Raw genomic sequence first — 18,206 nt, 5'->3', positions numbered from 1 at the left:
TTTTCTTAGAAATTTACGTTAATGTTTAAACCAATACTTCTAGTTGAAGGCTGGTTATAAATGTCTACTCCTTGTAATCCTAAACCTGTACTGGCAGCAATATTAGGATCGAATGGCGCATCTTTGTAGAAAAAGAAAAGGTTGTTTGCAATAAGTGAAAAGTTGATTCTTTGGATAAAGCTATCACTAAATAACAATCTGTATCCAACTGAAAACTCTCTTAAACTTACGTTAGTAGCATCGTAAACATATTCTCCAAGCATTCCTGATCTACCACCAACAGCAGTATAATATTCTTGAGCAGTTATTTGAGAAGCAGCACCATTTTCGTCTACAACATTAATCATTCCTCCATTAGCATTTCTAGCATCTGCTGTAGCTTGAGAAACACCATAATAGTCATTAATAGCTTCAGTAACACTAACTACATCACCACCAAACTTACCATCAATTAAAAAGTTAACAGTAACATTTCCTATATCAAAAGAGTTGTTCCACCCAAGAGTAAAATCTGGTTGTGCATGCGCAACAGTTTCAAAATCTGTAGACATTAAAGTACCTGTAGAACTTATAACTGGAGTGCCTTCTTCATCTCTAATAAGAGAACGCGCTTTAATACTACCAAAATCTTCACCTTCAATTAAAGAATATTCATATCCATTAACCCCACGTGCAGTAATAATAGCTTCTCCGTCTTGTAAAGAAGGGTGTACAGAGATTACTTTATTGTCATTCTTAGCAAAGTTAAATGCAGAGTTCCAAGTAAAGTTTTCATTTGCTACAGGCTTACCGTTTAATACAATTTCAAAACCTTTGTTAGAAATCTCTCCCGCATTTACAATGTTTTGAGAATATCCATAAGGATTTGGTTCCGCTTGGATATAAAATATCTGATCAGAAGTTTTTGTGTCATAATACGTGAAATCAAAACCTAAACGTCTTTGGAAAAATCTCCATTCTGTACCAATCTCAAAAGATTTTTGTCTTTCTGGTCTCAAAGTTTCTCCTTCAATAGGAGCAAAAACTGGAGAACCTACATTAGGTCCAGTTGTAGAGATTTGATTTAAAGGAATTGTTGCGTATACAGGAATATCTTTACCAACTTCAGCATAAGAAGCTCTTACTTTAGCAAAAGAGATAGCTTCTGGCATTGTAAACATTTCTGATAAAACACCAGTTAAACCAACAGAAGGGTAAAAGAAAGAATAGCTATCTGTATTTGCAAGCGTAGAAGACCAGTCTGTTCTTCCTGTTACATCTAAATAAAGCATTCCTTTGTACTCAAAGTTAGCAGAACCAAAAATAGATTGCACTTCTCTGTTACCAACAGATTGTCTCATGTTGTTTGTAGTTGTAACATTTGCAAGTGTAAAAATATTAGGGTAGTTTAAACCAACACCATCTCTACCAGAATCAATAAATAATTGATCTCCAATTTGATATTTAGTTAAACTAGTACCTAGTAATGCAGTAATACCAAAGTCTTCAGTTATTTTTTTATTATAGTTGGCAATTAAATCAATATACTGTTGTGTGTTTTCAGTTTTTTCATAGATATAACGTCCATTTTCACCTGAATTATTAGTGTCTGTTCCAGCATACATTCTTTTGTCATAAGTAAAGAAAGACTTATCATAACTTCCTCTTGACTGTAATGAAAAAGCGTCTGTAATCTGATATTTTACAGAAAGATTTGCTAATACACGTTGTGCTATATCTTTACTTGGGTTACGATGAATTAACCAATATGGATTCTGCTGAATAGTCTCATCAAAAGAAGTAGCATATTGATCCATCATATTAGTATTAGAATTGAAATACTCGTACTTATTTTTGTACATGTCTCTACTGATACCAACAGGGTGTAAATAAACTCCCGTAAGCGGGTTTGAGTATAGACCGTTTGTAGGTCTGTTCCAGATTCTTTGGTCAGAAAGATTAATACTTGCAGAAACATCTATTTTTTCATCTAAAAACTTAGCAGTTTCTCTTAGTGTAAGATTATTTCTGTTTAAACGGTTTTCTGGGATAACACCTTCTGCAGTTGTATTAGCATAAGAAAAGTAAGTCTGAGCTTTTTGGTTTCCAGCAGTTAAAGACATAGAATTAATAGAAGTAAAACCTGTATTAAAGAAGTCTTTTGCGTCGTTATCAATACCGTCAGCTTTTGCTCCCCATGATTTAGGATCTGTAACTCTACCATTTTCTGCTATCGGTTGCCCAACAGAATTAGATTGATATTCCGATTGTAATTCAGGTAAAGACATTACATTATCTACTGTAAAACTCGTATTAAAGTTAACAGCTAGAGAACCTTCTTTTCCTTTTTTGGTAGTAATTAATATAACTCCATTTGCACCTTGACTCCCGTATAATGCAGATGCAGAAGCACCTTTTAAAACAGTCATACTTGCAATATCGTCTGGGTTAATCATAGACATAGCGTCTCCACCATCTCTATTTCCTGTTTGACCTCCAAAAATATCAGTTCCAGGTTCAGCACCATTAGAGCCATTTCCACTATTTAGCATTGGCACCCCGTCGATAACATATAGAGGATCGTTATTAGAAGTAGAAGAGTTACCTCTTAAAACCACTTTTGCAGCTCCACCCAAACCAGAAGAACTTCTACTAATAGTAACCCCGGCAGATTTACCAGATAAACTATTTATTGGGTTGGTTTGTTTTACCTTAGTAAGTTCATCTCCACTTACTTCTTGAGCAGCATAGGTCAGTGCTTTTTCTTCTTTTTCAATACCTAATGCAGTAACGATAACCGCATCCAATTGCTCGCTGTCTTCCTCTAGTGCTACATTAATAGTAGTATTAGCCCCAACAGTTACTTCTTTAGCTTTCATACCCACATATGAAAACTTAATTACATCGCCTGGATTGGCGTCGATGGTGTAGTTTCCATCAAAATCAGTTTGTGTTCCTTTAGATGTTCCAACAATCATAATGTTAACCCCAGGAAGAGGTACATCGTCGAAACTACTCTTTACCACTCCAGTGATTTGAACTTCTTGTCCAAACACTCCATACATACATATGAATGATAAGAGAATTACTAATAGCTTTTTGTGTTTCATATTATCAATTTGTTAATTAATGGTTAAAAAGTACTCCATTGTGACTTTTCCAAAAATCTTTTTATACGAACAACAGCATTCAGCCAACAAACGACATTCAATTTTCGATGACGGTTTTTATGAATCACATATCATTAAATTTTTTTTGGTTATTCTAGTGAATAGTTATATTTTTTCACAGAATTTTGAATAAAATGACCAAAACGATGAAGAATATTTAATATGTCTGTAAATGAAGTCTTTGTAAAGAAAACGATTGCGTTGAAGTATCATTTATACTTTTGGGGGATCTATTTTTTTATAAATTTTATAAGGTGGGGGAGTTATTTTAATGATTATTCATATTCATTTGCTTCGAATTTGGTAGAATTTCCTCTTCATATTGTTATTGTTTACCTTAATATTTACGTTTTAATTCCTAAATTCGTATTCAAAAGAAAGTATTTCTATTACGTTATCGCATTAATTATATTATTAGGAGTACATTATATTATAAGAAGCGGATTAAATTATTGGTTGGTCACTAAAAATTTGTGGCCAGAATCTCAAGGAACACAGGAAGCTTTTGGGTTTAATCATATTTTGGCTGTTACCATTGGAGAACTATATGTAGTAGGAATTACAGCGGCGATTAAATTTACTGTGGATTTTGTAAATGTTAAAAATCAAAATCAACAACTTCAAGAGCTTCAGTATAAAACCGAGTTAAAGTATCTTAAGGCGCAAATGCAGCCTCATTTTTTCTTTAATACGTTGAATAATTTATACGCTCTTACATTAAAGAAATCTCCAAAAGCGTCGGATGTTGTTCTTCGCTTGTCAGACATTATGAAATATATAATTTATGATGCTAGTAAAAAGAGGTTGTCATTAATCCAAGAGATAAACTATATAGATAATTATGTAGAGCTCGAGAAGTTACGATATGAAGAAAATATTGAATCGGAAATAAGCATTGAAGGAAATTTAGATGGGATTCAAGTTCCCTCTTTACTATTCCTTCCTTTTATAGAGAATTGTTTTAAGCATGGTGTTAAGAACGACGAAAAGCTGAAGTTAGAAGTTTCTTTTGAAAAGATAGCTCAGGAATTAGTTTTTAAGGCAGTGAATAATTTTAATTATCATGAAAAAGATTCACACGGTGGAATTGGATTAAAAAATATGCGAAGGAGATTAGAAATTTTATATAAAGATAAGTTTGACTTGACGACTGACGTAATTAATGATATGTTTGTAGTTGTTCTAAAAATTCCGATACAATGATAATAAAAAGCTTAATTATAGACGATGAACCATTGGCTGTTGAGATTATTGAATCATATATTAGTGAATTTAAGAATGTAGAAGTAGTTGGGGTTTTTAATAATCCAATTGAAGCATTACATATATTAGATCAAGAAGAAATAGATGTTATTTTTTTGGATATAAATATGCCAAAAATGAATGGTTTGGAATTTCTTAGGAATCTAAATAAACATCCGTTAATCGTAATAACAACCGCTTATAGAGAATATGCTATTGAAAGTTATGAGTTAGAGGTTTTAGATTATTTGGTTAAACCTATTCCTTTCAATAGATTTCTAAAGTCTATTAATAAGCTTACTGCCCGATTAATGACTTTAAATGGAATAAAGCAAGCGGTAGATTTTGATCAAGATCCACATATTTTTCTTAAAGTAGATAAGAAGCTTATAAAAATATTTTTACACGATATACTATATATTGAAAGCTTAAAAGATTATATAAAACTTCATAGTAGAGAAGGTACTTATATGTCTCATAAGTCGCTTTCTAGTATTAGTGAGGAACTTCCTTCGGAAAATTTTGTAAGAGTGCATAAGTCTTATACAATAGCTATTGATAAGGTGAAGTCTCTAGAGGGAAATTTAATTGAAATAGATAATAAAAAGATTCCTATAGGAAGGAATTATGCTAAATATACAAAAGACAAGATTTTAAGGGATAAAGGGAATTTCTTAAATGAGTAATGATTAATTGATATATTAACTTAAGTTGAATTTTACACTATGACTACAACCTCCCAGAAGAACAACACATTAGTTCCAATTATTATTATAGCTGGACTTTTCTTTATTTTTGGTTTTGTTACCTGGATAAATGGAGCGCTAATTCCATTTATGAAAACCATTAACGAATTAACAGACGCCCAATCTTACTTAGTAGCTTCCGCTTCTTATATTTCTTTTGTATTGATGGCTTTGCCGTCCTCTTATATTATCCGTAAAGTAGGGTATAAAAAAGGAATGTCTTTAGGACTTGCAATAATGGGAATAGGAGCCTTGGTTTTTATACCTGCTGCAGAAGCTAGAACCTATTGGGTGTTCTTAACAGGAATATTTATTCAAGGAGTAGGGATGACAATCTTACAAACAGCTTCTAATCCTTACATAACCATATTAGGACCTATGGAAAGTGCTGCTAAGCGTATCGCTATTATGGGAATTGCAAACAAAACTGCAGGAGCATTAGGTTCATTAATATTTGGTGCTTTATTACTTTCTGGAATAGATGAGATACAAGAAAAATTAACACAAGTATCTCTTGATGAGAAGAATACTTTATTAAATGAAATGGCAGATAGCGTTGTAATGCCTTATGTTGTAATGGCAATAGTGTTATTTATTTTAGCAGCATTAATTACAAAAGCACCTTTACCAGAAGTAGAAGCAGCTCCAAGCGAAGAGGAAACAAATGGAACAGCAGTTACTAAAGAAAAGAGTATTTTTCAATTTCCACACTTATGGTTAGGTGTACTTGCTTTATTTGTTTACGTTGGAGTAGAGGTGATTGCAGGTGATACAATAATATCTTATGGTTTAGCACTAGGTATGCCTGGAGAAGAAGCTAAATCTTTTACTTTAATGACATTGATGGCAATGGTAGGAACTTATGCATTAGGGGTGTTTTTAATTCCTAAATATATGAGTCAGACTTTTGCATTAAGAGCAAGTGCCATATTAGGAATTTTATTTGGAATAGGAATTATATCTACTACTGGATTTACATCGATACTTTTTGTAGCAGCATTAGGAATTGCAAACGCTTTAGTATGGCCTGCAATTTGGCCTTTAGCGTTAAATGGATTAGGAAAACATACAAAAACAGGAGGAGCATTATTAGTAATGGCTATTTCTGGGGGAGCGATTATCCCACCATTATACGGAACTATTGTAGATCTTAAAAAAGAAGAATTAATTAGTAGTGGCGTAGAAGCAGCTGTTGCTACTGGAGAAGCTGCAACAGCAGGGTATTGGATATTATTTCCATGCTATGCTATTATACTTTACTATGCAGTATATGGACATAAAGTTGGATTGAAAAAAAAGTAATTCAAGATTAAATAATCAATAAAAATCCCTCTAAGAAGTAATTTACTTTTAGAGGGATTTTTTTATTCTATAATAATCTTATATTTATTTAATAGTAACAGCGCTCCTTCAGCAGAAAATTTAGCCTTTTTAAGGTTGTTTCGCTCTGGGTCTATATTAAAATTAGAAGCAGTGCTGAAATCGGCATCTTGAAGATTTGTGTTTTCAAAAATAGTATTGGTAAGATTACTACCGCTAAAATCTCCCATGCTAAGGTTGCATTCTGAAAAATCTACTTGCTCTAAGTTGCAATCCTCAAACTTAATTTTTATCAATTTTAGTTTATGAAAAGAGGAGAAATTAAGGACGCAATTATTAAAATAAAAGGACATCAAAAAAGAATTACATTCATTAAATAAGAGTCCTAATAGTTTACAATTATAGAATTCTACCTCACTAAAAGAGGAATTTATAATACTAGCCATACTAAAATCACAATCTCTAAAAGTTGTTGCTGTAAAGCTAATATTTGTTAAGTCACTATTTTTAAAATTGCAATTTGTAAATGTACAATTGTCATACTCTCCTTTAGGTAGCGGATTTTCATGGAAATCTGCTCCGTTATAATTTTGATCTTCAACAAATGGAGTGCTCATAAATAAGAGAAATATTAATTACATTTTTATTTATGATTGAACAACTCCGAGTGTATATAATTGCTCCATAGTTGGAGTTTCGCTTCCACCTGCAGGCTCTAAAGTAATTCCAAATGCTTGAGATTCATTTATGTTTTCTAATTCAAAAACTTTATTATCATCGTCAATAAAATCATCTAATAAACCTATACTAGTAGGAGTTAAAGGACTTAATTCTAAAGACCAAACTTGATATACTTTCCCTGGAGGAGGTTCTGGAAGTCCTAAGGCGTCAATATAAACCACATTCTCGTCTTTCTTCCAGTATACTTTAGCATAAGACTGTGGAGCTACATTTTGCCCATTCAAATTAATGGTAGTAATATTTTTATCTCTAATTATAGAAACCAATTCTTCTGCTTTCTCTAAATCTTGATTAGCTTCAGCAATTTTGTTCTCTAAAACAGCATTTTTAGCATCAGACGATTGCAGTTGGTAATTTAAATCGTTATTTTGATTTGCCATATAATATAATCCACCAGCCAAAATTATGGTGGCAGCCCAACCAGTGTATGCAGCCCAATTAGTTTTTCTAGTAGGGATGGTAATTACTTTAGGCTCTTCTTTAAGCACATTGGCTTTTATCTTATCGTATAGTTTTTGCGCATCTTTAGGCGCAACTGCAGCTGTTAGTTTTAAAATAGCAGATTCTATATCTTCAACAACACCTCTAACTTCTAGATGTTCTTTAATTGCTTTTGATACTTCTTCATTTTCTTTTTCTGATAGTACCCCTGCAACATAAAGTTCTAGTATTCCAGATTCTATGTATTCTTTTATATCCATTATTTAAGTAGCATTTGCCTTAAGTTTGCAATACAGTTTCTATTTCTAGTTTTTACAGTTCCAATAGGAATACTAAGTTCTTCTGATGCTTCTTTTTGAGTGAAACCTTTAAAGTATAACAACTCGATCAAAGCGATACAAGTTTTCTTTAGTTTTTTTACGTATTTAGAAATACCGATTGCGTCTGTCTTATCATTTAAATTATCATGCGCATTTAAAATATCTACGAAATTATCTGTGCTGAGGTTTTTCTTATCTTTATTAAAATCCTTAGATCTTGTTTTATCTATGGCTGCATTTCTAGCAATATTAAGCATCCAAGTAAAAATCCTTCCTTTGGATGGCGTATAAGTGTCTGCCTTATTCCAAATCTTTATAAAGACATCTTGAAGAATCTCTTCAGCAACCTCTTCATTGCGGACAATATTAAAAATAATACCTAAAAGACTTTTAGAATAATTGTTATATAATATATCGAAAGCCTTGGGGTCTTTCTTTACTATTTGCTCAATAAGTAGTTCTTGCTCCATAAAGATATAAGGATTAATTCCTTAAAGGAACAAATTTGTTTTTTAATAGGCAAAAAAATAAGCTGTCTTTTCAGACAGCTTATGTATTATTTTTCTCTAAAGTTATTACTGGGTAATAGCTCCACAACTTACACGAGTACCTGCTGCACCACTTGGTTGAGAGGTGAAATCATCTGCTCCTTCATGTAAAATAATTCCTTTACCGATGATATCTTTCTTCGGATCGCCGCAATCTATACACCATTTATCAGTTTCAAAAGTAATTGTACCATTACCGTTTTCATCAGCAGTAAAATTACCTATATCTCCTTTATGGTATCCATCTTGGCTTCCCCATTTTCCGTGTTTATCAGAAGTTGGATTCCAGTGTCCGTTAGCAGATTTACCATCTTTGGAGCTGCAATCTGCTTTTTCATGTAAATGAATTGCATGAACTCCCGGATTTAATCCGTCGAATACTGCTGTCATAGTAACAACTCCATCTTCTTCTTTAAAGACAACATTTCCGCTAGCATTAGAATCACTTTTAGATTCCATAGAAACTTTAATTTTCTTAGCTTCTGGTTTGCTAACTTCTTTTTTGACTTCTGTTGTAGTTTGCTTTTCTACAGTAGTTTCTTTATTCTCTTTTTTCTTACAACTCATGGCTACTACTAAAGTCAAAGCCATAATTGAAATTCCTATTTTTTTCATTTTTGAACTTTTTTAATTAAACTTAATTTAAGAGTAGGCCTTATTAGAGGAATAAGTGACGTTATTTAGCTATTGTAACATCAATATTAACGTCTGTCCAAGTTTTATCTTGGTGTAATACTTTACAAGCTTCATGGATTGCTTTAAACGCCTCATTAGCAGAAAAGTCTTCGATCATATCGATACTTCCAGATAACAGCACATCATTTTCAGTAGCATTAAGCTCAAATGGAATGTCTTTTTCTACATCATTCATTTTAATAGTAACTATAGCTTCATTTCCATTAAAACTTTTAAATGTACCTGTAATCTTTTGAGAAGCTAAATTATCAAAGAAAAATTCTTTTAATTTTATATCTCTTCCAGCATCTTTTGTAGAAATAGAACTCGTATTTATTTCAAAATTGGCACCAGTTAAAATATCTTTGATAGCATTTTCATCCTCTTGGATATTAGTAAGATTTATTTCTGTAAAAGTACCTTTAACACCAACTTTTTCTGGTGTTTTAAAAGCAGTAAATTGAAGTGAATTACGAAGTTTTAAAGGCTCTTTAGCAACTGCCTCAACGTTTTCTTTTACTTCAGTTTTACTTTCTTTTTTCTTACAGCTAACAGCCATAACCATGGCTAATGCTATAAATGTGATACCTATTTTTTTCATGTTGTTTGAATTTTTTTAGTTGAAACTAAATTAAGAAGATATCAGTCAATAGCAAAGGATATGTTTGGAATTAACGAAGTTTTCACGTATTCACAGGGAATATAAATCGGTTATAAATAATAAACCTTGTTTTTGTTGAGCTGTAATGTAGTTTTAAAACTTGGTTTTGCTATGGAATTAATTCTTTTTTAATGCATTAGCTATAAAATCTGTTTTGAAGGCAACAGTTAAAGATATGCGATCAAAGTTCTTGTCTATAAAGTGATTTTTTAAATAACCAAGTTGGAAAGCTATGTAATTTCTAGGTATGTAAGCGAAGCCTGCAAAAAACCGATTTTGATTGAATAAGTCTGGTTCGAAATTGATCATTATTTCATCAAAAACAATTAATTTCCATTTATCTGCTATAGGGTAAGTTACTTGTAGATTGTAACGAAACCTATTGAAAAGACTAGTGCTTCCGGAGGAACTTATCCAGCGTTGTTCTAATCTATAGCGATGTCTAAAACTAAATTTCCCTAAGTTGTTCCTTAAGATAAACTGTTCGTAAATTCTATTTTCTGTAGACTTTAGAAGATCGTTTACTCTATTGTATGGCGCTGTATCTATATATGCATATCCAGCAGTAACACTAGATTTTTTTGAAAAGTGATAATTAATTCCAGTTCGTAATAATGTCTGATTAAATTTATCTACAAACTCAAAATACCGAAACTGAGCTTCTGTATGCCAACTGAACTTTTTGGAAATCATATTTGTTCCATTGAGAGCAAACCAGCTCCCAAGATTATCAGTGCCATTTTGAGCAGAAATGTTAAATATGTTTAAAATGAAGAGTAGGAGGAAGGTTTTTTTTAATGTAAATATTCCTTTTTGCATTATTACTTTTTAAGTTTTCGCTATATTTTTTGTGCAATAGCTTTTTTCTCAACGAATTGCAAAATTAAGAAAACTTGTATAATTATTATAGATTACCCTTTGTTGATGTGTTAAATTTGGTATTCTGTAGAATTTATAATTAGTACTGAAATATATTCATTATTTACGCCCGAAAGTTAGTATTCTAATAATGGTAATGGTGGTGTTGGAAATTATTATTAGCTTTATATCTATAAAGGAAATTTATTTCTATGAAATTCGACCTCAAACTCTATAGAGGCTATGCTAATGAAGAGCAAATAATATTATTTGGACATGTTTTTAAATCATTAGCTCCAGAATACTTGTTAACCGATAAAAGAGGTTATAGACATGCAAAAGGTGTGTATGAAATGTATACCATAAAAACATTGGAAAATGCATTAGTAACCATATTTTTTAAAGACCAAAAGGTTACAACAAGAACTTCAGAAGATGGTTACTTTAGGGTTTGTGTACCTTGTAGTAATATGGAAGCTGGTTGGCATGACTATCGGGTGGAGGCAAGTTATTTGGGGAATGTTGTAAAGCGTGAAAGTGAGTTTTTAAAGCCATACCCTGGTAAAATTGGTCTTATATCGGATATCGATGATACTTTTTTACTTTCTCATACAGGGAATTTTTTTAAAAAAATATACGTACTCCTCACAAGAAATGTAAAAAGAAGAAAGATTTTTGAGGATGTTGTAACTCATTATTCCTTACTGAGTAAAGCAGGAAAAGAAGATACTGTAGAAACAAATACCTTTTTTTATGTGTCTAGTAGCGAATGGAATTTATATAGCTTTATTCTAGATTTTACCCGTATCCACGAATTACCAAAAGCAGTTTTTAAATTGAAAAAGATAAAAACGGGATTGTTAGATTTATTTTTTTCAGGAAGAGGAAATCACAACCATAAATTCGAAAAGATAAAAGACATTTTAGAGTTCTATCCTGAAATGAGATTTGTATTGATGGGAGATGACTCTCAACGAGACCCTTTTTTATATACTAAAATAGTAAAGTATTTTCCTAGAAATGTAGCTGCAATTTATGTGAGGCAGACAAAAAGTAAGCAAAATAGCAAGACGGTTAAAGAGCTTCAAGATATGGAAGAATTTAAGATTCCAACTTGCTATTTTAAACATAGTTCTGTGGCAATAGAGCATTCTAAAAAAATAGGTTTACTTAAAAGTGAAGCCTAGATTTTATAGTTTACTGCTTTTAATATAAAAATCTTGATCTACTTCAAAGCTCTTAATAGGAGCTTTAGTTTTTATTTCTTTCCACGTATTAGTTGGGTAAATCCACTGCTCAGAATCGTTTATTTTTACCTGAATTGGCATGTCAAAATCCGCTACAATTTCTGTGTATTTAAATTTAAGTGTATTTTTAGAAATCTTATATTCAAGATTAGGAATCTTTGTAGTTCTTAAATACTGATTAAAGAAAGCATGGAGGTCGATACCTGTTTTTTCTGACAAATAATCTTCAATTTGCTTAGTTGTTACCGTTTGGTGGTAAAAATCTTTATTTAAACCTCTTAGTATAGAACGCCATTTCTCATCATCTTCTACTAATTGCCTAAGCGTGTGGAGCATATTTGATCCTTTGTAATACATATCACCAGAACCTTCAGAATTCACATCGTATTGTCCAATAATAGGTTTGTTATTGTTAATACTTTTTCTTGTTCCGATTACATATGCTGAGGCAGCTTCTTTTCCGTAGTAATAATTTAAATAAAGCGATTCAGAATATGCTGTAAAGCTTTCGTGAATCCACATATCTGCAATGTCCTTATTTGTAATATTATTGGCAAACCATTCGTGTCCAGTTTCATGAATAATGATAAAATCGAACTTAAGACCCCATCCAGAACCTGATAAATCTCTTCCTAAGTATCCGTTTTCATATTTATTTCCATAAGTAACCGAACTTTGGTGCTCCATTCCTAAATATGGAACTTCAACTAATTTATAGCTATCTTCATAAAATGGATATGGCCCAAACCAATGTTCAAAAGCTTCCATCATTTTAGGCGCTTGTTGGAACTGTTTCTTAGCCTTTTCAAGGTTATAACTTAGCACATAATAATCCATATCTAAGCTTCCTTTTTCACCATCATATTTCTCTCCAAAGTGAACATAATCACCAATGTTTACATTTACGCCATAGTTGTTTATAGGGTTGCTTACAAACCAATGATATGTAGCTGTGTTCTCATTCTTCTCCACTTTTAAGAGTCGGCCGTTAGACACTTCTTTTAAGTTCTTTGGAACGGTAACACTAATTTTCATGCTATCTACTTCATCGTACATATGGTCTTTATTAGGCCACCATACACTAGCTCCTAGACCTTGGCAAGAAGTAGCTATAAAATCATTTCCATTGTCATCTTTTTCCCAGGTAAAACCACCATCCCATGGAGCTCTAACAGCTTCTTTTGGATGACCTGAATAAAAAACAACGATTTCGTTATAGCTTCCTACTTTCTGCTGTTCCTTTAATTTTACAAAATGTGCATTTCCTTCTGAAGTAAAAGCTAACTCTTGATCATTCTGAGTAACTTTTTCAATTTTTAATGGAGGTTGTAAGTCAACTTGAAGCGTTTGGTTTTCAGTAAGTACTTTGTAGTGAATAGTATTTTTACCTGAAATAAATTTATCTTTTGGTTTAACCTCAATATCTAAATGGTAATAATTTAAGTCCCACCAAGCTCGCTCAGGAGTAATACTACCGCGAAGGGTATCTTGTCTTGAAAAAGTGTTTTCATTATTGAATAAGCTTGTGTCTTGAGCTTCTGCATTAAAACAAAGGCACAGAAAAATTAATAGTAGTAAGTTTCTCATAGCGAGGTTTATTATTAAGAAGCTACAAAGCTAAATAAAATCTATTATAGCTTATGAGATGAGCGCCTATATTTTTGGTAGCTTATAACAACTTATAATGAATAATTTATAGATAGATTAGTGTTTTGAAGAGTTATTCTTCATCTAAAATAGATAACAATTCACCCCATGCAGCATCTTTAGCTCTTTTATTTGGATCGTTAGCGCTTGCTTCAGCTCCTTGTCTCATAAATGCATGGCCAGCTCCATCATAGATGGTAGTTTCATATTTTTTATTATATTTTTCCATAGCATCTTTTGTGTCGTGAATAGTTGCATTTACACGGTTGTCATTTCCTCCATAAAAGCCATAAACAGGAGCAGAAATAGACTCTAATGTAGCGTAGTCTTTAGGAGCGGTTCCATAAAAAACCAAGGCTTTCTTAATTTCTTGATTATTTGTTGCATATCTAAAACTCTGAGAGCCACCCCAACAAAAACCTATTACAGAAACATTTCCGTTACTAGAAGGTTCATTAACAATGTATTGAAATGTAGTGTTTAAGTCCTTTGTAACTTGCATTGGGTCTAATGCATATATAGCTTCACGAGCTTTGTCAGTATTTTCAAAATCTGTTGTTTTTTCAACCCCTTCTACGGTATTAGAAATAAGGTCAGGGGCAATTACTAGAAATCCTTTTGAAGCTAATTGGTCTGCAAAAGAACGAGCCCAATCATTCAGCCCTCTATTTTCATGAATTACAATAACAGCATCGGTAGCTACATTACTTTCTGGGTAGACTACAAAAGCTTTAAAAGTGCCATTCTCTCTTTCTAGATCAATCCATTCATGGTGCCTTTGGGATTCCGATAATTCGTTACTAATTTCAGAAACTACTTTTTTAACAGGATCTTTTTCTTCTTTTTTAGAATCTGTTTTACAAGAAAAGCAACATAGAATTAATGCTGCAATAGTTAATAGATTAGCTTTCATAACGGTAAATGTTTTTTATGTTTTAAAAACGAATTTGTTATAAAATTAAGGTTTTAGTCTCTAATAATCGCATTTGGAAAAGTAACAACACTCTCATGGCCATTTTCACCAACTGTAGAAACACCAAAAAAGTAATTATCAATAACAATCCCTTCTAAAGTAAATGATGTAATGTCTTCTACATATCGAGAATGATCCCAAGTAGGGGAAGTAGTATCTCTCCAATATATTTTATATCCCTTTGCTCCAGGTACTTCATCCCACTTTAATTTAGCAGAAGCCTCTACAATACCTCCAATTGCTACTTTTTTTGGTGCTGGTGGCGCCCAAGCGATTGCTGCAAGGTTAATAGCATTTACAGCAGTTAATTTGGCTGCATAATCAAAATTTACATGTTTAAGTACATCTCCATATTCAATGCCATTCTCTGTTCTGATATCTTGGTGTTGTTGCGTATAATTTTCATGAGCTTCCATGATTCTAATTCCAGCAAATCCAGCATCGTTAAATGGACGGTGATGCCCACCGCGACCAAAACGATCCAAACGATAAATCATCATCGGATTCATTTCTGGCATATATGTTTTTACATTTTTATGAATATAGCGTGCTAATTGTCTAGAAATTCCATCTACTTCACCACCATAAAATCTTCGCATTGTTCTCTCACGTTCTGTTTCAGTTGGAGGTGTTGGTTCTGAAAAAATTCTGAAGTCGGTATTGCTAATAATCCCATCTACACCCTTTATATTACCGATCATATCATTATTAAAGATTCCGATGACCTCCCAGTTGTATTCTTTGGCATAATTAGCCAATCCTTTTCCTCCAAATAAGCCTTGTTCTTCTCCAGAGAGTCCAACATAAATAATACTATTTTCAAACTTATATTTTGAAAGTACTCTTGCTGCTTCTATCGTTCCAGCCATTCCGCTGGCATTATCATTAGCTCCAGGAGATATAGAAGTATAATTGTTTGCATCCGATACTCTAGAATCGATATCTCCACTCATTATAATGTAGCGATTTGGGTATTTGGTTCCTTTTTGAATAGCTACCACATTTACAATGTTTACATCTTTGGTGATACGTTCGTTGGCCCCTTTTTCTACAAAATTATTTTGAAAAGAAACTTTCAAGCAGTTATTACAATCTTTAGAGATATTTTCAAATTCACTTTTAATCCATCTTCTGGCGGCTCCAATTCCTGTAGTTGTAGATATGGTATCACTCAGTGTATGTCGTGTTCCAAAGCTGACAAGCTTGGTGATGTCCTTTTCAATATTATCAGAAGAGACATTATTTATAATATCATAGATACGTTGATCTGTTTGAGCTGATATAATTGAACTCGCACAGAGTATAACTGCAAAAAATATTTTTTTCATTTATAAGAGGGGTTGTTTATCGGTAAAGGTATTAAAGTTCATTAAATTATTTATGAATCGATGAATTTTTTAAGCACGTCTCGAACTTCAAAAGTATCTTTTACGTAATATTTAGCCTTTGTTTTTTTGAATCCGACTTTAACGGTATAAGAACCTTCTGGTACTTCTTCAAACATATATTCATCTGTCCAATCATCTCCAATTGTAAAGATAAAATCGTAGCCTTTAGTTGCCAATAGTCTGGAAACTGCGCGTCCTTTATTTACGCTACTGCTTTTAATTTCTATCACTTTATTACCCTGTAAAACAGTTAGATCGTTATTAGAAATAAGGCTAGTTAATACCGTATTTAGCTCCATAGTTCTAATCTGTGCTAACTCAGGATCTGCTTTACGGTAATGCCAAGCTAATGAGTATTTCTTTTCTTCGATAAATGTTCCAGGAGTACGATCTACGAAAGTCTCTAATATTGGTCGGATATTTTCCATCCAATCACTTTTTAAACGTTCTAAAGGCTCCCAATCGGTACTTTTCTTTTTCAACCAAACTCCATGATCTGTAATCAGAGAGTAATCTTTATTGGCAAACCAATCTTCAAAGGTTTCTTTATCACGACCACTAATAATAACCATATCTGTATTTGGTTTATTATTTAGTTGGTCTAATAATTTAAACAAATCTTCATCTGGCTTTGCATTCTTAGGATTGTCTTGGAAACCAGCAAGCGTTCCGTCATAATCAAGTAAAATAAGGCTGCTTTCTGCATCTTTATACTCACTTATCATTTGCTCCTGAAGCGTATTTTTTAATCTTTCAGCAACAATAACTTGCCCTAAATTTTTAGTAGCATTTAATGATTTCATAAATTCATGAGCCCATTTTTCTACGCTATAACGCTCCAAACGCTCTTGAAGAATTTTGTTTCTAGCTATTTGCTCTTCAACAGGCATTATTAATGCTTGCTTTATAGCATCTGCAATCTCTTCAAAGTTATTTGGATTTATTAATAGCGCCTCATTCATTTCTTTTGAAGCTCCAGCCATTTCACTTAAAATAAGAACTCCATCTTGCTTAGTTCTTGTAGCTATATATTCTTTGGCAACCAAATTCATTCCGTCTCTAACGGGAGTAATAAGGGCCACATCAGAAGAAGTGTATAAATCGATTAGATTATCAAATGGCATAGAACGATAGAAATACCAAATTGGAGTCCAACTTACCGTTGCAAACTTCCCATTTATTCTCCCTACCAGCTCATCGGTTTCTTTTTTTAATAATTGATATTGCGGCACATCGGAACGCGATGGTACAGACAACATTATAAGACGAACCTTTTCTTTGAATTCAGGATATTTATTTAAAAAATACTCGAAAGCACGAATTCTATTAGGAATTCCTTTTGTGTAATCCAGTCTATCTATGGAAAGTATAAGTTTTGTGTCTTCTGAAGACTGCATATGGTCGTCAAGTCTTTTTTGTAGCTCAGACCTATCTTTTGTTTTTAATTGAGTGTGATTAAGCGCTGCATCATGAAATTTTTTGTAATCAATTCCCATTGGGAACGAATCAACTTTTACAATCCGATCATGATATATTACCTCGTTGAACTTAACATCCAATCTTAAGATTCTTTTTACTGAACTTAAAAAATGACGTTCATAATCATAGGTGTGGAAACCGATAAGATCTGCTCCCAGCATGCCTGTTAAAAGTTCTTCTCTCCAAGGGAATGTTCTGAAAATCTCATAGGAAGGAAAGGGAATATGAAGGAAAAAACCAATAGAAACATCAGGTCTCTTCTCTTTAATAAGTTGTGGGAGTAGTAGTAATTGATAATCATGAACCCAGACTTTATCTCCTTCTTCTAGGTTTTCTATAACTACTTCAGCAAATTTTTCATTTACTTTTTTATAAGACTCCCAATAATCTTTTTCAAACTCTGTATATTCCGTAAAATAATGAAAAAGGGGCCACAGTGTTCTGTTGCTAAACCCAAAGTAATAATTGTCAATGTCTTTTTGAGTTAGATTTACCGCAGCGCAGTTTTCATCTGCAACAGCTTTATCTACCTTTTTTATTAGGGTATCGTCTAATTCTTCGTCGGTAAGTCCAGACCAACCAATCCAAATTCCATCGCCATCTTTATGAACAGATTTCATTCCAGTGGCAAGTCCTCCAATACTAGGAGTTATTTCTAGTTCACTATCGTTAAGTTTAATTTGTAATGGTAGTCGGTTGGAAACAATGATTGTTTTACTCATAATTAAGATCTAGTTTTCTTTTTCTATGTTGATTGTTTTTTAGTACTAA

15 protein-coding genes are annotated in these 18,206 nt (G+C 32.5%); 4 read left to right on the top strand and 11 right to left on the bottom strand.

The annotated features are described in order from the left end of the window. Positions 1 to 5: 5 nt before the first annotated feature. Entirely contained in the window at positions 6 to 3,089 is a 3,084-nt protein-coding gene (locus JM658_RS08060; protein WP_236958744.1) for a SusC/RagA family TonB-linked outer membrane protein, read from the bottom strand. A gap of 222 nt (positions 3,090 to 3,311) precedes the next feature. Between JM658_RS08060 and JM658_RS08055 the strand changes: the two genes are divergently transcribed. The 3 genes from JM658_RS08055 to JM658_RS08045 are packed head-to-tail and all read left to right on the top strand — an operon-like array spanning position 3,312 to position 6,439. Beyond that, positions 3,312 to 4,352: a sensor histidine kinase gene (locus JM658_RS08055; RefSeq protein ID WP_236958743.1), complete on the top strand. Its 1,041-nt coding sequence runs from the start codon at positions 3,312 to 3,314 to the stop codon at positions 4,350 to 4,352. Then, a complete protein-coding gene (locus JM658_RS08050) occupies positions 4,349 to 5,077 on the top strand; it encodes a LytR/AlgR family response regulator transcription factor (protein WP_236958742.1) in 729 nt (242 codons plus the stop codon). Before JM658_RS08055 ends, JM658_RS08050 begins: the two co-directional genes overlap by 4 nt. A gap of 39 nt (positions 5,078 to 5,116) precedes the next feature. Then, on the top strand, positions 5,117 to 6,439 hold the full coding sequence (locus JM658_RS08045) for a sugar MFS transporter (RefSeq protein ID WP_236958741.1): 1,323 nt from the start codon (positions 5,117 to 5,119) through the stop codon (positions 6,437 to 6,439). A gap of 62 nt (positions 6,440 to 6,501) precedes the next feature. On the opposite strand, the gene JM658_RS08040 is transcribed toward JM658_RS08045, so the two are convergent. The 6 genes from JM658_RS08040 to JM658_RS08015 all read right to left on the bottom strand — a co-directional run bounded on the left by JM658_RS08040 (position 6,502) and on the right by JM658_RS08015 (position 10,662). Continuing rightward, complete coding sequence (locus tag JM658_RS08040) at positions 6,502 to 7,074, bottom strand: pentapeptide repeat-containing protein (RefSeq protein ID WP_236958740.1); 573 nt, start codon at positions 7,072 to 7,074, stop codon at positions 6,502 to 6,504. A 30-nt stretch (positions 7,075 to 7,104) separates the two neighbouring features. Continuing rightward, entirely contained in the window at positions 7,105 to 7,899 is a 795-nt protein-coding gene (locus JM658_RS08035; RefSeq protein WP_236958739.1) for an anti-sigma factor, read from the bottom strand. Further along, positions 7,899 to 8,429, bottom strand: a complete 531-nt coding sequence (locus tag JM658_RS08030) for an RNA polymerase sigma factor (RefSeq protein ID WP_236958738.1) — start codon at positions 8,427 to 8,429, stop codon at positions 7,899 to 7,901. The genes JM658_RS08035 and JM658_RS08030 overlap by 1 nt, the downstream gene beginning before the upstream one ends. A gap of 105 nt (positions 8,430 to 8,534) precedes the next feature. Then, complete coding sequence (locus JM658_RS08025) at positions 8,535 to 9,122, bottom strand: superoxide dismutase family protein (RefSeq protein ID WP_236958737.1); 588 nt, start codon at positions 9,120 to 9,122, stop codon at positions 8,535 to 8,537. 61 nt (positions 9,123 to 9,183) lie between these two features. Beyond that, a complete protein-coding gene (locus tag JM658_RS08020; RefSeq protein WP_236958736.1) occupies positions 9,184 to 9,783 on the bottom strand; it encodes a YceI family protein in 600 nt (199 codons plus the stop codon). A gap of 177 nt (positions 9,784 to 9,960) precedes the next feature. Beyond that, positions 9,961 to 10,662 (bottom strand): DUF2490 domain-containing protein, encoded by a 702-nt coding sequence (locus tag JM658_RS08015; protein ID WP_236958735.1) that lies wholly within the window; start codon positions 10,660 to 10,662, stop codon positions 9,961 to 9,963. Between the two features lie 251 nt (positions 10,663 to 10,913). Between JM658_RS08015 and JM658_RS08010 the strand changes: the two genes are divergently transcribed. Beyond that, a complete protein-coding gene (locus JM658_RS08010) occupies positions 10,914 to 11,888 on the top strand; it encodes an App1 family protein (RefSeq protein ID WP_236958734.1) in 975 nt (324 codons plus the stop codon). Positions 11,889 to 11,891: 3 nt separating this feature from the next. On the opposite strand, the gene JM658_RS08005 is transcribed toward JM658_RS08010, so the two are convergent. The 4 genes from JM658_RS08005 to JM658_RS07990 all read right to left on the bottom strand — a co-directional run bounded on the left by JM658_RS08005 (position 11,892) and on the right by JM658_RS07990 (position 18,157). After that, positions 11,892 to 13,535: a M1 family metallopeptidase gene (locus JM658_RS08005; protein WP_236958733.1), complete on the bottom strand. Its 1,644-nt coding sequence runs from the start codon at positions 13,533 to 13,535 to the stop codon at positions 11,892 to 11,894. A 133-nt stretch (positions 13,536 to 13,668) separates the two neighbouring features. Further along, on the bottom strand, positions 13,669 to 14,508 hold the full coding sequence (locus tag JM658_RS08000; protein ID WP_236958732.1) for a dienelactone hydrolase family protein: 840 nt from the start codon (positions 14,506 to 14,508) through the stop codon (positions 13,669 to 13,671). A gap of 53 nt (positions 14,509 to 14,561) precedes the next feature. Then, positions 14,562 to 15,896 carry a M28 family peptidase gene (locus tag JM658_RS07995; RefSeq protein ID WP_236958731.1) on the bottom strand — a complete coding sequence of 445 codons (1,335 nt, stop codon included), beginning with the start codon at positions 15,894 to 15,896 and terminating at the stop codon, positions 14,562 to 14,564. Positions 15,897 to 15,946: 50 nt separating this feature from the next. Beyond that, on the bottom strand, positions 15,947 to 18,157 hold the full coding sequence (locus tag JM658_RS07990; protein ID WP_236958730.1) for a bifunctional alpha,alpha-trehalose-phosphate synthase (UDP-forming)/trehalose-phosphatase: 2,211 nt from the start codon (positions 18,155 to 18,157) through the stop codon (positions 15,947 to 15,949). Positions 18,158 to 18,206 lie beyond the last annotated feature (49 nt).

The organism is Joostella atrarenae, assembly GCF_021764745.1.
Lineage (GTDB): Bacteria > Bacteroidota > Bacteroidia > Flavobacteriales > Flavobacteriaceae > Galbibacter > Galbibacter atrarenae.
The sequence above is the reverse complement of the archived record's forward strand: the minus strand, read 5'-3'. Positions and strand labels throughout refer to the sequence as shown.

Coding starts and splice junctions, on each gene's coding strand:
- JM658_RS08045 (WP_236958741.1), top strand. CDS start 5,117: ATGACTACAACCTCCCAGAAGAACAACACATTAGTTCCAATTATTATT.
- JM658_RS08035 (WP_236958739.1), bottom strand. CDS start 7,899: ATGGATATAAAAGAATACATAGAATCTGGAATACTAGAACTTTATGTT.
- JM658_RS08040 (WP_236958740.1), bottom strand. CDS start 7,074: ATGAGCACTCCATTTGTTGAAGATCAAAATTATAACGGAGCAGATTTC.
- JM658_RS08005 (WP_236958733.1), bottom strand. CDS start 13,535: ATGAGAAACTTACTACTATTAATTTTTCTGTGCCTTTGTTTTAATGCA.
- JM658_RS08025 (WP_236958737.1), bottom strand. CDS start 9,122: ATGAAAAAAATAGGAATTTCAATTATGGCTTTGACTTTAGTAGTAGCC.
- JM658_RS08030 (WP_236958738.1), bottom strand. CDS start 8,429: ATGGAGCAAGAACTACTTATTGAGCAAATAGTAAAGAAAGACCCCAAG.
- JM658_RS07995 (WP_236958731.1), bottom strand. CDS start 15,896: ATGAAAAAAATATTTTTTGCAGTTATACTCTGTGCGAGTTCAATTATA.
- JM658_RS08020 (WP_236958736.1), bottom strand. CDS start 9,783: ATGAAAAAAATAGGTATCACATTTATAGCATTAGCCATGGTTATGGCT.
- JM658_RS08015 (WP_236958735.1), bottom strand. CDS start 10,662: ATGCAAAAAGGAATATTTACATTAAAAAAAACCTTCCTCCTACTCTTC.
- JM658_RS08055 (WP_236958743.1), top strand. CDS start 3,312: ATGTCTGTAAATGAAGTCTTTGTAAAGAAAACGATTGCGTTGAAGTAT.
- JM658_RS07990 (WP_236958730.1), bottom strand. CDS start 18,157: ATGAGTAAAACAATCATTGTTTCCAACCGACTACCATTACAAATTAAA.
- JM658_RS08060 (WP_236958744.1), bottom strand. CDS start 3,089: ATGAAACACAAAAAGCTATTAGTAATTCTCTTATCATTCATATGTATG.
- JM658_RS08000 (WP_236958732.1), bottom strand. CDS start 14,508: ATGAAAGCTAATCTATTAACTATTGCAGCATTAATTCTATGTTGCTTT.
- JM658_RS08050 (WP_236958742.1), top strand. CDS start 4,349: ATGATAATAAAAAGCTTAATTATAGACGATGAACCATTGGCTGTTGAG.
- JM658_RS08010 (WP_236958734.1), top strand. CDS start 10,914: ATGAAATTCGACCTCAAACTCTATAGAGGCTATGCTAATGAAGAGCAA.